General features: G+C 70.1%; 12 protein-coding genes and 1 tRNA gene. 7 read left to right on the forward strand and 6 right to left on the reverse strand.

Going from position 1 to position 14,293, the window contains the following annotated elements:
- The first annotated feature begins 399 nt into the window (after window positions 1-399).
- The 3 genes from ACFVYF_RS17185 (at window position 400) to ACFVYF_RS17195 (ending at window position 3,551) form a co-directional block, all read left to right on the forward strand.
- Entirely contained in the window at window positions 400-1,686 is a 1,287-nt protein-coding gene (locus ACFVYF_RS17185; protein ID WP_389456253.1) for an MFS transporter, read from the forward strand.
- A 345-nt stretch (window positions 1,687-2,031) separates the two neighbouring features.
- Entirely contained in the window at window positions 2,032-3,198 is a 1,167-nt protein-coding gene (locus tag ACFVYF_RS17190) for an MAB_1171c family putative transporter (protein ID WP_389456049.1), read from the forward strand.
- 113 nt (window positions 3,199-3,311) lie between these two features.
- On the forward strand, window positions 3,312-3,551 hold the full coding sequence (locus ACFVYF_RS17195) for an XRE family transcriptional regulator (protein WP_389456051.1): 240 nt from the start codon (window positions 3,312-3,314) through the stop codon (window positions 3,549-3,551).
- A gap of 256 nt (window positions 3,552-3,807) precedes the next feature.
- Here ACFVYF_RS17195 and ACFVYF_RS17200 read toward each other — a convergent pair whose 3' ends face one another.
- The 3 genes from ACFVYF_RS17200 to ACFVYF_RS17210 all read right to left on the reverse strand — a co-directional run bounded on the left by ACFVYF_RS17200 (window position 3,808) and on the right by ACFVYF_RS17210 (window position 6,701).
- Complete coding sequence (locus tag ACFVYF_RS17200; RefSeq protein ID WP_389456053.1) at window positions 3,808-4,248, reverse strand: hypothetical protein; 441 nt, start codon at window positions 4,246-4,248, stop codon at window positions 3,808-3,810.
- 140 nt (window positions 4,249-4,388) lie between these two features.
- Window positions 4,389-5,768: an APC family permease gene (locus tag ACFVYF_RS17205; protein WP_389456054.1), complete on the reverse strand. Its 1,380-nt coding sequence runs from the start codon at window positions 5,766-5,768 to the stop codon at window positions 4,389-4,391.
- A 51-nt stretch (window positions 5,769-5,819) separates the two neighbouring features.
- Window positions 5,820-6,701 (reverse strand): carbon-nitrogen hydrolase family protein, encoded by an 882-nt coding sequence (locus ACFVYF_RS17210; RefSeq protein WP_389456056.1) that lies wholly within the window; start codon window positions 6,699-6,701, stop codon window positions 5,820-5,822.
- Between the two features lie 106 nt (window positions 6,702-6,807).
- On the opposite strand from ACFVYF_RS17210, the gene ACFVYF_RS17215 reads away from it, so the two are divergent.
- From ACFVYF_RS17215 to ACFVYF_RS17230, 4 genes are all read left to right on the forward strand, one after another.
- Window positions 6,808-7,542, forward strand: coding sequence for a FadR/GntR family transcriptional regulator (locus ACFVYF_RS17215; RefSeq protein ID WP_389456058.1), 735 nt, complete (start codon window positions 6,808-6,810; stop codon window positions 7,540-7,542).
- A 129-nt stretch (window positions 7,543-7,671) separates the two neighbouring features.
- A complete protein-coding gene (locus ACFVYF_RS17220; protein ID WP_389456060.1) occupies window positions 7,672-8,334 on the forward strand; it encodes a LysE family translocator in 663 nt (220 codons plus the stop codon).
- Between the two features lie 243 nt (window positions 8,335-8,577).
- Complete coding sequence (locus tag ACFVYF_RS17225; RefSeq protein ID WP_389456062.1) at window positions 8,578-9,483, forward strand: YihY/virulence factor BrkB family protein; 906 nt, start codon at window positions 8,578-8,580, stop codon at window positions 9,481-9,483.
- Window positions 9,484-9,539: 56 nt separating this feature from the next.
- Window positions 9,540-10,652 carry a serine hydrolase domain-containing protein gene (locus ACFVYF_RS17230; protein ID WP_389456063.1) on the forward strand — a complete coding sequence of 371 codons (1,113 nt, stop codon included), beginning with the start codon at window positions 9,540-9,542 and terminating at the stop codon, window positions 10,650-10,652.
- Between the two features lie 201 nt (window positions 10,653-10,853).
- Here ACFVYF_RS17230 and ACFVYF_RS17235 read toward each other — a convergent pair whose 3' ends face one another.
- From ACFVYF_RS17235 to ACFVYF_RS17245, 3 genes are all read right to left on the reverse strand, one after another.
- Window positions 10,854-13,025, reverse strand: coding sequence for a hypothetical protein (locus ACFVYF_RS17235; protein WP_389456065.1), 2,172 nt, complete (start codon window positions 13,023-13,025; stop codon window positions 10,854-10,856).
- Between the two features lie 178 nt (window positions 13,026-13,203).
- Window positions 13,204-14,028 carry an NAD(P)H-dependent oxidoreductase gene (locus tag ACFVYF_RS17240; protein WP_389456066.1) on the reverse strand — a complete coding sequence of 275 codons (825 nt, stop codon included), beginning with the start codon at window positions 14,026-14,028 and terminating at the stop codon, window positions 13,204-13,206.
- 167 nt (window positions 14,029-14,195) lie between these two features.
- Window positions 14,196-14,268 (reverse strand) — tRNA-Arg (locus tag ACFVYF_RS17245).
- Between the last annotated feature and the right edge of the window lie 25 nt (window positions 14,269-14,293).

Consider the following 14,293-nt stretch of genomic DNA (forward strand, 5'->3'; position numbering starts at 1 on the left):
TGCGCGAGGGAATTGACGATGTCTCCGGCGCAGCCCACAAATTCGCTTTCCCCGCGGCTGCGCCGAGGACTACTGTCCGCTCAGCGAGTGACCCCCACGAGGAGCTGAGGAATGCCCGGTCGTCCGAGCGCGCGTTGACGTCGTAGGCCGTGATCGGCCCGTCATCGCGTGCTGCCCTTGGTCCGCGGCACAGCGAGCCTTCCCCCACCGGCATGTCCGCGCTTGTCGCGCGCCGGTTGGCGGGCCTTCTCCTCCGCGACACAAGGGGCCCTCGTGCCGTCCGCTTCTTCCGCAGGTTCCGATTCCGGTTCTTGTGCGGGTTCCGATTCCGCTGCTTCCGTAGATTCCGGTTCCGCTGCTTCCGCGGTTCCCGGTTCCGGTCGACAGGTTCCGCCAAGGCTGTGGCGTGACGGCGACTTCCGCAGGCTCTGGGTGGGCCAGACCGTCTCCCAACTCGGCGAGCACGCCTGCCTGGTGGTCCTGCCGATGATCGCCGTCATGACCCTCCGCGCTGACGCCGGCGAGCTGGGCGCCCTTCGGGCCGTGGGTCAGGCGCCGTTCCTGCTGTTGTCGCTGTTCGTCGGTGCGTGGGTCGACAGATGGCGGGCCCGGACCGTGATGATGCTGGCGGACCTCGGTCGGGCACTGACGCTGGGCGGAGCCGTCGTCATGGGGCTCCTCGGCGAACTCGGCCTGCCGGCACTGCTCGTGGTCGCCTTCACCGTCGGTGCGCTGTCCGTGTTCTTCGACGTGGCCTACCAGGCCTCTCTCGTACAGCTGCTGCCACGGGATCAGCTGGTGCGGGGCAACAGCGCGCTCGAAGGCAGCCGTTCCGCGGCCCAGATCGGCGGCCCCGCGCTCGGCGGTGCCTTGGTGTCCCTGCTGTCCGCGCCGGTCGCCCTCGCGTGCGGCACGCTGTTCTTCGCTCAGTCGTTTCTGTCGGTCCGGCGCATCCGCCACGTTCCCCTCGCTCACTCCCGAGGGCTGATCGCGCGCCGCGCGGAAAGCCCCTCCCGGGTCTGGCGGCAGGTCCACGAAGGCATCCGTTTCGTCGTCAGGAACACCTCGCTGCGGACCATCGCCCTCGCCTCGGCCGCCGTCCAGTTCAGCTTCGCGGCCATGATGACCGTCTACCTGCCTTTTCTGCCGCGGGAACTGCATCTGTCGGGCACCGCCGTCGGGCTGACGCTCGCGGCGGCGGGGCCCGGCGCACTGCTGGGCTCGCTGCTCGCCGCCCGTCTCCCGGGCCGGTTCGGTCACGGCGCGGTGCTGGTGTGGGCGGCGGCACTCGGCGACGGTGTGCTGCTCTGCGTGCCCGCGCTGCCCGCCTCCTCCGCGCTCACGTTCCCCGCGCTGCTGGCCGTCAACTTCGTGTTCGGAATCTTCGGCCAGCTGGTCAACGTCACGGTCATGGCCGTCCGGCAGGCCGTCACCCCGGAAAGGCTGCAAGGCCGTACCGCCGCGACGATCACCTGCGCCGGCATGGGGATGTCTCCCCTCGGCTCGCTGCTCGGCGGCTATGTGGCGCAGGCGTCGGGCCTGCGCACGGCCCTCCTGATGACGGCCGCGGGCATGATGCTGTCGCCGGTGCTGCTGGCTGCCTCCCCGCTCGGCCGGCTGGGCCGCGTACTTCCCGGCCCGCACCTGACCGAGCGCGATCGCCCCGCTCCCCCGGACCGACGATGAGGTGCGGCAATACCCGACATTGCCACCTGGTGAACGGCGCAGCCGATAACCTCGGGGTCGAACGAAGGTCCTCACCAGACGACGCGCCTTGGAGAACGCTCGGTGGCAGCAGACACCTTCCCGCGGGCTCCGGCCAGGGCATGTCCGGCCCGTCGGCCTCCAATCAGCGGCCGGGCGGACCGAGTTGAGCCTGGCGGCCCGGGCGACCGGTTCGGCATACTCGTCGGTCAGCGGCCCAAGACATTGTCGCGGCGTCCGCCGCCTCTGCCCGCACCTCCGAAAGCAACGAGTGCCGACGATCTCACCAGCCTCGTCGGCGCTGCCCCAACTATCGCGGAAACAAGGATGAGCGGCCTGATCAACTACACCAGTTCCGGCGTACTGCTGATCGGCCTGGCTGCCAAACTCCCCGATCTGGCTCGCGACCGGCGTGATCCGTTCCTGCGCGCCATCTGCGTCGTCACGGCTCTTGCGAGCCTGTGTTTCCTCCTCAGCGCACCCCCCACGGTAGGAGCCATCAACCGGGTCAGTGGCATCCCCAACCTCGCCGCGCCGCTGACCTACACCTCGATCACGGCCTACAGCGCCGCATCCCTTGTCCTGGTCGTCTACTGGAAAGGCGGAGCGAATGTACGCCGTAGCGTCCGCTACTGGGTGCTCGGGTACGCGCTTGTCCTCCTTGGCATCGCCACGACGTTCGCTCTCGGAGAGGCGCCCGAAGAGCGTCGCACCGATTTCGACACGTATTACGCGAATTCTCCGTTCACCGCCGAAATGATCGTGCTGTATCTGGTCGCGCACCTCACCGCTGTCACCGTCACCGCGGTCCGCTGTCTGTCCTGGGCAAGGGAGGTGTCCGGGTGGCTCCGTGCCGGTTTGCTGACCATGGGAGCCGGCACTGTGGTGAGTGCGGGCTACAGCGTCTCCAAGCTCGTGGCCGTCACGGCTCGCTGGGGCGGTCGTGACTGGGCGGCTCTCAGCTCGCAGGTGTCCCCGGGCTTCGCGGGACTCGGCGCGCTGATCACGGTCGTGGGGATTCTGCTTCCGTTGGCCGGCCCCACCCTGGGCGTCTGGCAGCACTCCCGGCGCGCGTATGTCCGCCTGGGCCCGCTGGAACGCGAACTGGACGAGATGCTCACCCGCCGGAACCTGCGACTGCGCCGCCCCTACTGGGCCTCCCCCGACCTGCTCCTCTTGTGGCGTCAGACCAGCATCAGCAACGGCCTGGGGTTCCTGGACGGCCATTTCGACCTGCATCTGTACGAGGAGACGCGCGCGGCCGTTCTGGAGGCGACCGGCGATCAGGACCAGGCGGAAGCCACCGCCTGGGCCGCGGTCATCGCCACTGCGGCACGAGAAGAACGGGACGGAAAGCAACCCTCCGACTCGGGCCGCCTGGGCGGCCGGCTGCCGGAGCCCGCCGCGCTCGTCCGTATCTCCGAGGCCCTCAGGGCCGGGACCGTCGTCACCACTCCGCTCCGAGGAAGATCAGTCACCAGAGGCCCCGTATGACCGGAACCTCAACCGTCGATGCAGCTGTCGCGTATCTGTGAACATCCCGTGCCGGATCCGCACATCACCCGAACGAGTCGGGTGAGCTGTCGACATGGGGACACCCGTCATACATGGACGACCTCTCAGAACTGCTGCAACGGACGATGCGCCGCCGGCACGTGACCGCCCAGGGTCTGGCCGACCGTACGGGGATTCGCACCCCGCGCATCCGGGCCTTCGCCGAGGACGGGAATCACGGTCCCGTCCAGCCCACCGAGCAGGAGCTGGTCGAACTCGCCGCCGCACTCGCCCTGCCGCCGCCCGACGTACTGGCGGCCGCCAGGGCCCCGCACGCCGCAACGCCGGCCTGACACCGCCGGTCACCGGTCCAGGGTCCACCGGCGCCGGACGCACTCGGCCGGACCTGCGGGCTGCGGCACTTCGACGTGCGCAGAACGCGCGCTCGCGCCATGTACGCACCCACTCGCGCCCTGGGCGAGCAACCACGGTCCGCGCGAACCCGGGCAGCGCAGTCCGTGCGATCCGGGGCAGTCGAACGCCCGGGCCCGCCGGAGCGCGATGCTCTGGCGGGCCCGGGCGGGTCGTGCCTCGGTGGCGTCCGGGTGTTCAGAGACGGCCGCCGGTGAGACGGGAGAGCGGTCCGCGCTGCCGCAGACCGGCACGGCGGCCGACCGTGTAGGAGCAGAGGACCACGGTTGCGGTCCCCGCTCCGGCAGCTGCGGCCACGGCCTTCCTGGCCTTCAGGAGGGTCCAGGCCACGCCGGCCTTCCCTACCGTCTGTTCGGCGGCCGCCACAACGGTGCCCTGCACCGTCCTGGCCGCCTCCTTGGCCTTCTCCGACGCCGCTCCACCAAGGCCGACCAGGGCTTCCTTGCTGCCGCGGCCAACTGCGGCCGCCGCCTCCCCGGTGTTCTTGGCCGCATCGGTGGCGGCCTGCTGCGCCTCCTTCGCGGGGGCCGAGGCCCCTTCGGTCACGGTCTTCTTCGCCGCTCGCGCGTTGGCGGTCGGCGACTGTCCGTTCGTCGTCTTGTTGCTCGTTCCAGCCATGCCCGACGGTTATCCGGTTCTGCAGTCGCCAAACCGGCCAGGCACCGCACAGGGCCAGAGTTGGCCGCGCTGCGCCCCGGCGAGCCGGAAGCCGGCACACGCTCGGCCGCCTCAACCCACCTGCGGCGCAGGCACGTTGACTACTGGGGGACGGGCGCGGCCTCCTCGTCGTCCTCTGCCGTGTCGAACGCCATCGCGGGCGGCGGAATGCGGAACATCCGGGTGAGATAGGCGAGATAGACGACACCCACGCAGAGCCAGATGAGGCCAAGAGTGAGGGCCCTGCCGTCCAGGTTGTACAGCAGGTAGAGGTCCACGACCGCACCGATCGCGGGTGCGACGGCGTACGTCAGGGGGTTGGGCCGCTCACCCTCCCGGCGCAGCCGGAGGTAGGTGGCGATGACGGCGACGTTGACGAAGGTGAACGCGAGGAACGCGCCGAAGTTGATGAACGAGGTGGAGGTCGCCACGTCGAGGCCCAGGGCGATGAGTCCGATCGCACCGGTGAGCAGGATGTTGAAGGCGGGGGTGCGGTAGCGCGGGTGGACGCGGGCGAAGAACGTGCGCGGAAGGGCGCCGTCCCGGCCCATGGCGAGCAGCAGCCGGGACGCGCTCGCCTGGGCGGCGATACCGGAGGCGAACTGCGCCACCACGAGTCCGGCCAGGAAGACCGAGGAGAAGAGGTCACCGCCGATGGCACGGGCGATCTCGAAGGCTGCCGATCCCTCGTCGTCGAAATGCGCACCCGGGTGGGCGAGTTGGGTGGCGTAGGCGACCGTCACGAAGATGGCGCCGCCGATGAGAGCGATCAGCAGAATCGCGCGCGGCATCGTGCGCTTGGGGTTGACCGTCTCCTCGGTGAGGGTGGTGACGGCGTCGAACCCGAGGAAGGAGTACGCGGCGAGGGCGGCGCCCGCCGAGATGCCCGACAGTGTGGTCGCGCCGTTCGAGAAGGGGGTGGTGCTCGCGAGGGCGCCGGCGCCACCGAGGTGGAAGACGTGGCGCAGGGCGAGCACGACGAAGATCGCGATGACCAGGACCTGGAAGACCATCAGCAGGTCGTTGACGCGTTCGGCGGTCTTGATGCCGCGTACGTTCAGCGCCGTGGTGATGGCGATGAACGCGACGATCCAGACCCAGAACGGCACGCTGGGGAACTGCGCCTGAAGGTATGCGCCGCCGATCAGCCAGATGACCATCGGCAGGAAGAAGTAGTCGAGCAGAGTCACCCAGCCGACGAGGAAGCCGAGGCGCGAGTCGAGGGCCTTGCGCACATAGGTGTACGAGGAGCCCGCCACCGGATACGTCGCGGCCATGCGCCCGTAGCTCTGCGCCGTGAAGAGCATGGCGACCAGGGCGAGCAGATAGGCGGTGGGGACGGTCCCGCCCGTCGAGGCGGCGACCACGCCGAAGGTGCCGAGCACGATCATCGGGGTCATGTACGCGAGACCGAACAGGACGACCGATCTGAGGCCGAGGGTCCGGGCGAGGGTGGGTGCGGCGTCGGTGCCGTGGGACATGAGGTGCTCCGGGGACTGGGGTGAGACAGGGGCGGGGAGCCGCGGAGAGGCTCAGGCCGTGGGGCGGCCGTGGGGACGCCAGTTCCGCGGGTCGATACGTCCGCCGTAGAGCGGTAGCTCGATGGGCGCGTCGTCGTCGGTGAACTGATCCCACATGCGGGTCACGCCTGCGGTGCCGTAGGTCCGGACGCGTGTCACGTCGTCCAGGTCGATGACGTCGGTGAGGACGGTGCTGCCGTCGCCTGCCGCCTCGGCCCGCACATGGCCTTCGGGGTCGACGACGAGGCTGTGGCCACGGCCCACGGGCCCGGCGGTGTTCACGCTGACCACGTGCACCTGGTTGACGATGGCGTTGGCGCGGGCCAGGACGGTTTCCTGGGCCCGGTCGGCGGTGGTCGTCATCACGGGGTTGACAATGACCTCGGCGCCCATCCAGGCGAGGTGGCGGGCCACCTCCGGGAACCAGGCGTCGTAACAGATCGAGAGACCGATCCGCCCCGTGCCGGGGATGTCGAACACGACGAACCGGTCTCCCGGGTCGTAGGGCTCGCTGGGCCGCCACGGAAAGATCTTTCGGTACGAGGCCGCCAGGCGGCCCTCGGGCGAGAGGACGACGGCGGTGTTGTACAGCTGTCCTTCCGGACCGCGCTCGCACACGGTGCCCGGAACCAGCCACATGCCCAGGTCTCCGGCCAGCTCTCCCAGCGCCTTGACCCGCGGCCCGTCCAGCGGCTCGGCGATCGCCCTCAGCTGCTCGTGCGTCTCCGCGCCGAGGCCGTCGACGCCGCAGAGGTGCAGCTCGGGGAAGACTGCCATACGGGTATGCGGAAAACGGGATCGGATGCTCTCTGCTTGGGCAGCAAACTCGCTGACCTGCGTATTCGCCGGGAGGGGAGGGAGCTGAGCGAGGGCAAGCGGAAGAGGTCGGGACATGGCCGGAAAATTAGTTCAAGATGAGCAGTTAAACAAGGGCTCCCGGAGCGGACAGCCCTGTGGATCTTCTTCCGCCTCCGGGAATGAGGCCGTTAGGGTGACGCTCATGGCCCGCACCGACGACACCGAGACGCTCCCTTTCGCCACCCTGAACGGCGTGAGCAGGCTGTCCGCGCTGGAGGCCGTGCGTGCCAGGATCGCCTTGGCCGTGGACCTCGGACTGCTGTCCCCCGGGGAGCGCCTTCCCGGCACCGCCCAGATCGCCGGCGGCCTGGGCGTCGGCGAGATCACCGTCCGTCGAGCACTGGTCTCCCTGTGTGCCGACGGCGTCCTCGAACGCCGGCGGGGCCGCAACGGCGGCACCCACGTGGCCGAGACCCCGACGCACGGCACGGTCGTCGCCGCGGAGGCGTACCGCACCGACTCCCCCGCCGTTCACCGCCTGATCGACCACCGGCTCGCCCTGGAATGCGGCATCGCGCATCTCGCCTCCAGCCACGCCTCGCCGGACGACCTGTCCGCCCTGCAGGACCTCGTCGAGGAGATGGACCGGGCGCCGAGCTGGGCGGAGTTCCACGGCTGCGACGAACGCTTCCATCTGCGGCTGGCAGAAGCGACAGGCATACCCTCGATCACCGCGCCCTACGGCGCCGTCCTGCGCGAGCTCTACCGCTACTACCTGCCGTACCCGATGGAAGCCCTCAGGGAATCCAACACGGAACACCGCCTCCTCATCGAGGCCCTCCGCCGCAACGACGCGGCCGAGGCCGGCGAGCTGACCCGCCGCCATGTCGAGGTCCTCCACCGCACGATGTTCGTCGGCCTGCTGAACACGGACTGAAGGCCCCCCTCCTGGCCGCCTCGCCGAAGCCCGCTGCGGACGTGGCTCGCGCGCCCGCATAACCCGTCCGCCAAGTGGAACCCGCTCCGAACGCACGCCCAGTCACGGGCGGGCAGGACGGAGCGGACGATGTCGGTCAACTTGGCAGGGTTCCTCGGCGTGGTCATGCTCGCCTATCTCGTACCTGGCCCGGACTTTCTGGTGATCGTCAGGGCGGCGGCACGGCGGCCCGCGCTGGGGCGGGCGGCCGCTCTCGGCGCCCAGGCGGGACTGTGCGTCCACATGTGCGCCGCCGCCCTGGGGCTGTCCGTCATCGCCACCCGCTCGGCGCTGGCCTTCACCGTCATCAAACTCGCCGGTGCCGCCTACCTGATCTACTTGGGCGTACGAGTTCTCCTGGATGCCCGACGGGAAGGGCGCGAGCCCGGCCGCGGCGGACCGGCCCGTCAGCCCGGCGGCGCCACCTGTGAGCGTTCGCCCACCCCGAAGCGCCGGACCCACCGCCGTGACAGCTTCGTGCAGGGCTTCCTGACCAACGTCCTCAACCCCAAAGCTGCCCTGTTCTTCCTCAGCATCCTTCCGCAGTTCGTCGACCACGGCGGTTCCCTCACCCGGCAGATCTTCCTGCTGGGATTCCTGGACATCGTGATCGGCATCGTCTACTGGCTGGTCCTCGTGGGCGTGGCGGCACGTCTGCGCACCGTTTTCGGCCCGGCCCTGCGCCGGCGTTGGGAACACATCAGCGGATGGCTCTTCATCGCGATCGGCATCGGCGTCGCAGCGACCGAATAGCAGGGCTCTCCGGACAGCCCTGACCGTCCAGCCTTTGATCGTCTTCCTGGTGGACGTGTGCGCGGGATCCCAACGGGAAGGCGTCCGGTATGCGTCCTCTCCAGCGCCCGGATCTCCGGCGCCACCGAACCGCAGCACGCCGAGTGCGGGCGCGCCTGCGGCTCGGGCATGACGGCCGCCGGCCGCCGCGCACCCGCTGACCTGCACCGCCGCGACATCGCGAGCACAGCTCGTCAGCGCACCATGGACACCACAGGAGGACGCGTGGCCCTGCCGACCACCCCGACGCACACAGCGCCACGAGCGCACGGGACAGCCAACTGGCCGCGCGCCATGCGCCGGGTCCCGCTGGCGATGTGGAACGACAACATCTCCGACTGGGCGGCGGCCCTGACGTACTACGCCGTCCTCGCGCTGGTCCCGGCCCTGCTCGTGACGCTCTCCCTGATCGGACTCGTCAGCCCCGACCTGACGGACCAGCTGATCGCACACGTCACGGCCTGGGCACCCGCACCCTCCGGCACGGAACTCCAGCAGGCGCTGCGGGACATGGCCGATGAACGCTCTGCCGCGCTGACGCTGGCCGTGGCCGGCGGAATCGGCGCGCTGTGGTCGGCCTCCAGCTATCTCGCCGTGTTCCGGCGGGCCCTGCACACCATGCACGGGGTTCCCGACCAACGCCCGCTCTGGCACAGGATGCACCGCATCGTGCTGACCGCCCTGAGCCTGCTGGCCCTGCTGGTCGCGAGCGCCTTCGTCCTGGTGCTGACCGGACCGCTCGCCATGGGTCTGGGCCGGTGGGCCGGCGTCGGCGGGACCGTCACCGCGACCTGGTACCTCCTGCGCTGGCCCGTTCTGGTGTGCCTGGTGACGCTGCTGGTCCTCATCCTCTTCCGCACCGGTCCTCCTGCCGCGCGGCGGCGCAGCCACGCACTCCCCGGAGGCGCCATGGCCGCACTCCTGTGGCTCGTCTCGTCGGCCTGCTTCTCGTTCTACGCCTCCGGCATCGGGAACTACGGACAGCTCTACGGATCCCTGGCCGGCGTCGTCGTGTTCCTCATCTGGCTGTGGGTGTCCCATCTGGCCCTGCTGGCCGGAGCCCAGTTCGCGGTCGAACTGAGCCGCCTGCGCCAGCAGTCCGGTTCGTAGCGGTACCCCGGAAATCCGGTTGACCGTGGCGGGGCCGTGACAGTTGGATTCCGCACATGGCTGACATTCAGGGCTCGTACGATGATCTGTTCACCGCGGTGCCCGACGCGCTCGCCGCACTCCTGGAAGCCGGGGACGTGGGCGCCTCGGCTGCGGTCTACGTGGACGGCGAGCTCGTGGTGGACGTCTGGGGCGGATTCGCCGACGCGGACCGTACGATCCCGTGGCAGCGCGACACGATCGCCAACGTCTGGTCGGTCACCAAGACGATGACGGCGCTGTGCGCCCTGATCCTGGCCGATCGCGGCGAGCTGGACCTGTCCGCGCCGGTCGCCCGGTACTGGCCGGAGTTCGCCGCGGCAGGCAAGGAAGGCGTGCTGGTCCGGCACCTGCTCTCGCACACCGCGGGCCTGCCCGACTGGGACGTACCGCTGACGGCCGGGGATCTCTGCGACTGGCCGTCCGCCACCGCCCGGCTCGCCGCACAGGCGCCGCGCTGGGAGCCGGGCACCGAGGCCGGATACCACTCACTCACCCAGGGATTCCTCGTGGGCGAGCTCGTACGCCGGATCACCGGCCGCACCGTGGGCGAGTTCCTCGCGGACGAGGTGACCGGGCCGCTGGGCGCCGACTTCCACATCGGGCTCTCCCCCGAACACGACGACCGGGTCACGCTCTCGGTCCCGCCGCCGTCGCACGACGAGGAGTACGCCTCCACCGCGCCCGGCACCACCGCGAGTGCCGCTACCGGGACCCGCGTACGGGTCCGTGACGGCAACAGCACGGCCTGGCGCCGTGCGCAGATCCCGGCGGCGAGCGGCTTCGGCAATGCCCGTTCGGTGGCTCTCGTGCAGTCGGTGATGGCCTGCGGGGGAACGCTGCGCGGGAAACGGCTGCTGTCCCAGGCGGGCTGCGAGCGGGCCTGGCAGGAGCAGTTCAGCGGCGAGGACCGCTGCCTGGGCATGCCGATGCGCTGGGGCATGGGCTACGGCCTCTTCGGCAACACCTACGGCTGGGGAGGGTGGGGCGGCTCGATCGTCATGATCGAACCGGAGGCCCGCCTGGCGGTGTCGTACGTGACGAACCAGATCCTCACCCCGGAGAACGACACCCGGGGACTGGAAGTCGTCATGGCCGCCTACGACGGGGTGATGGGCCTGCGCGCCTGACCTCACCCGCCGCGCGACGCCGGCTCAACCGGCCGTGCCTGCGCGGAACGGACCCTCACAAAAACTCGGGCGGCGCTCGCGCGGTGAGCGCGGGCACCGCCCGGAGCGATGTCGACGGCGAGGAAAGCGAAGGAACTTGATTTCAGAGAAAGAAGTGAGAAGGAAGCCCCTTCATGGCCTCACCGCGGTCAACGCTAGCACTCAGGCCGGGATCAAGTCGCGCAGATTTTCGAGGGTGATGACCCGGGAGTCCGGGTGCAGCCCCTCGGGACGCTCGAGACCGATGTACGTCACGGGCTCGTCCGGGACCGGCTCGCCGTCCCACAGATCCACGGCCGTGGTGTCGTTGGACATCAGGCCGATCAGGTACCACACCGTCAGCTGCTCGCGCTCCACGAGGGCACGCACCACCTTGGACACCGACACCTGGTTCTCCTCGACCCGGTTGGCCGACGAGATGCCCTTCAGATACAGGTGCAGCCACTTCGCCCGCCACCGGCCGTCGTCCTCGCGCCGGAACACCAGCGGCAGCGCCACCCGCCCCACCCCGCGAAGCTCCGACTTCATCCGCACCGTGCGCGGCTCGAACGGCCGGCCCTTCTGCTCACCGTCACGCAGCATGAAACCGAAGAACGACTCCTCGACCTCCTCGAAGCTCTCGCCGGCGTAGATGTTGACCTGCGGAACGATGAATGTGCTGCGTACCCGGTCCAGGGACAGGTTGATGAATTCCGAGGCCCCGTCCGGCGCCTCGGTGACATCGCCCGAGTGCTTGCCCCCGACTGCCGTGAGCGATGTGTAGGAGAGCCAGGAGTCGGTGCTGTAGTCGGCGTGGAGAAGCAGCGCCGAGAGGTCGAAGTCGGTCCGGTTCGCGGTCTCCTTCCAGTACACGAAGAAGCGCAGCTGTTCGCCGTCGACCGCCGAGACCGAACCTCGTGGCAGTACGCCGAGCCCGGCCGCCGTCGCCCTGCCGCTGAGCGGGAGCGCCACGTCGAGGACGTCGGGGTCGAGCAGCAGCCGGCCCGGCGCCGGGAGCCGGCGGCGCAGCTCGGCGTCGAGGGCGGTGATCAGACGATCGCGGTCGGCGGCGGGGACGGGCGGCCGGACATCGGGGGTGACCCAGCCGCGGCCCCGGCGGTTGACGAAGATCCGGGGCTCGTCGGTCTCCCGCTCCCGGTTCTGGAAGTGCTCGCGGACCGACAGCACGACCCGGCCGGAGACCTCGGGAGCGACCCGCACCGCGGCGGCCACCACCGCGTCCCGCTCCTCCTGGTCGGCGGCGATACGCAGCAGGAGGTCCAGGGCGCGGAACAGCTTGCCGGGAGCGGACTCCAGCAGGCGCACCGCACCGAGGACGTCGAACTCGTCGAGCAGCTTCTCGACACGGCTGTCGAAGGACCGCGCCTCTTTCTCGCCCCGCGCCACGGCGAACACATCGGCGGCGTGCGGCCAGCGCGGGTACTCGTGCGGGTGGAGACGCTCACCGAGCCGCTTGAAAGGCTCGCGGTGCGCGTGCACATCGGCCAGCTTGGCGGGGTTCGCCGCAACCACGGCGTCGAGGCCCGCGAGCAGCGCACGGCGGGCCGGCCGCGAGAGGGCCCGGAACCGGGTCGGCTCCTGCAGCGTCACGTCGCCGCCCGACAGCGCGCACGCAAGCCGCAGCACATCGGTGACGGTGTCCAGCAGGAGGTCGGCGCCGACGGCGAGACGGGCCTCGTTGACGACCGCTCGGTTCTCCCGGACCGGGATCGACTCCGGCTGGGGGCCGAGCGCGCACCGCTCGGCGAGGGTCCTGAGGTCGCGCAGGTGGTCCTCGCCCAGTGGCGTGGTGCTGCCCGCGAGGGCCAGGTACAGGTCCGTGAGCTCGTCGTCCAGGTCCCGCCCGAGGTGCAGGACGGTCACCCGGTCGCCCGCCGAGGCGATCAGCTCGTCCTGCGCCGCGAGCATCTCCTCGTAGGTGTGCTGGTAGCGGCCGTACTCAGGGAGGCTGAGCAGGTTCAGCACCCCGTGTGCCAGCTGGGTCAGCACGTTCTCGCGCGACGTGTCGTCGCCGAGCGCCTGCGCCACACACCGCATCCAGAACTCTTCGGTGTCCGGCACATTCGCCGGAAAGTCGATGAAGTACGAGTTGTGCCGGACGTGGTCGCCCACCATTTCGCTCACGGTACGCAACGTCAGTTTGGCGGTGTGCAGGACGGCGGGCGCGGACAACCCCGACAGCCGCGCCAGCAGCTCCGTCGAGAGCTTGAATCCCACGGATGCCAGCGCGGCGTCGAACTGCCGTGCGGCGGTGGCTCCTTCCCCGGCGGAACCCTTGGGGGAGGAAACGCGATGGGCGTGCCGGATGACCAGCGATTCGAGACTGTGCGCCATTCGCGAATGATCGCAGAGGTGTGCGAGCAGGCGCACAGGAGTTTTTTGTACGCGACGCGGGGCCTGCACCGCTGAGAGGCAGCCGCGGACTCGCGCGGCGATTGCCGTGCCGCACCGTGCTGTTCCGCTGCCGGCTCCGCGCCGGTGTCAAGCGACAGCCCGACCGCCCGAACCGCCCCTAACGGGCGGCCTCGGAGGATCCCCCGGCCCGCTCGCACTCTCCGCCCGCATCCGGCTTGGCCCAGTGGATGCCGATGCCCTCCTCGCCCGGGGCGATTCCAGGTCGTAGGAGGAGGTGGTCGTCGTAGTCGCCGCCGTTCTGGCGGCGGTAGGGCAGGGGGTCCGTGTCCGGGAGCGTGAGGAGGCGCTTGCGCAGCTGCTCCACCGCCTCCTCGTACTCCTCCTGGGACAGGCGGACCGCGCCGTTCACCACCAGGGGAGGGAGCACGGACATGCCCGTGTACCAGAGGGTGCCGTGCAGCAGGGGGAAGAGGGTGTCGTTGATGTCGCCGTGAATGCCCCGCGGCCCGGTCGTCGCGGCGTTGGCACCGACGGTGGTCAGCACGAAGGCGCGGCGCCCGGACAGCCCGCCGTCCCCGTAGCGGAGCGCCCGCCCGGTGTCCGGATCGGGGATGCCCTGCGCGAACCCCTGGATGAACAGCCGGTCGAACCAGCCCTTGAGGATCGCCGGCATGCCGAACCACCACAGCGGAAACTGCACGACCAGGGTGTCGGCGTGGAGCAGTTTCTCCTGCTCCCTCCGGATGTCGTCCCGGAGAGTGCCCTCGTTCAGCGCGCGCTCGGACTCGGTCAGCACGTCGAGACGCTCGGCGGGGTCGTGCTGGAAGTCGCCGTGGTCGACCACCGGGTTCCAGCGCATCGCGTACAGATCGGACTCGACGACCTCGTGTCCGGCCTGCCGCAGCGCGGACACGCCCGCGTCGCGGAGCGCCCCGTTCAGCGAGCGGGGGTCGGGGTGAGCGGACACCCAGAGCACGCGCATACGACCATTCTCCTTCGGGATATCGGTCATCGTGCCGCGCGCATACCCAGGCGAGGGGAAGCGGATCACCTCGGCCGGCGTGGCAAAGCTCACCCACTGAGCCGCCCGGGCGAGAGCCCCACCCGCACAACAAAGAACCCCACCCCGGACGACCGGGGTGGGGCTTGTGGAGCGCCGGGCAGGCCTTGCACCTGCATCTCCCCACAGGAAGCGGGGCGTCTTTCCTTGGACTACCGACGCGAGACGCTTCACCGGAATTTCGGCG

Origin of the sequence: Streptomyces sp. NPDC058274 (genome assembly GCF_042881375.1) — a bacterium.
Taxonomy (GTDB): domain Bacteria; phylum Actinomycetota; class Actinomycetes; order Streptomycetales; family Streptomycetaceae; genus Streptomyces.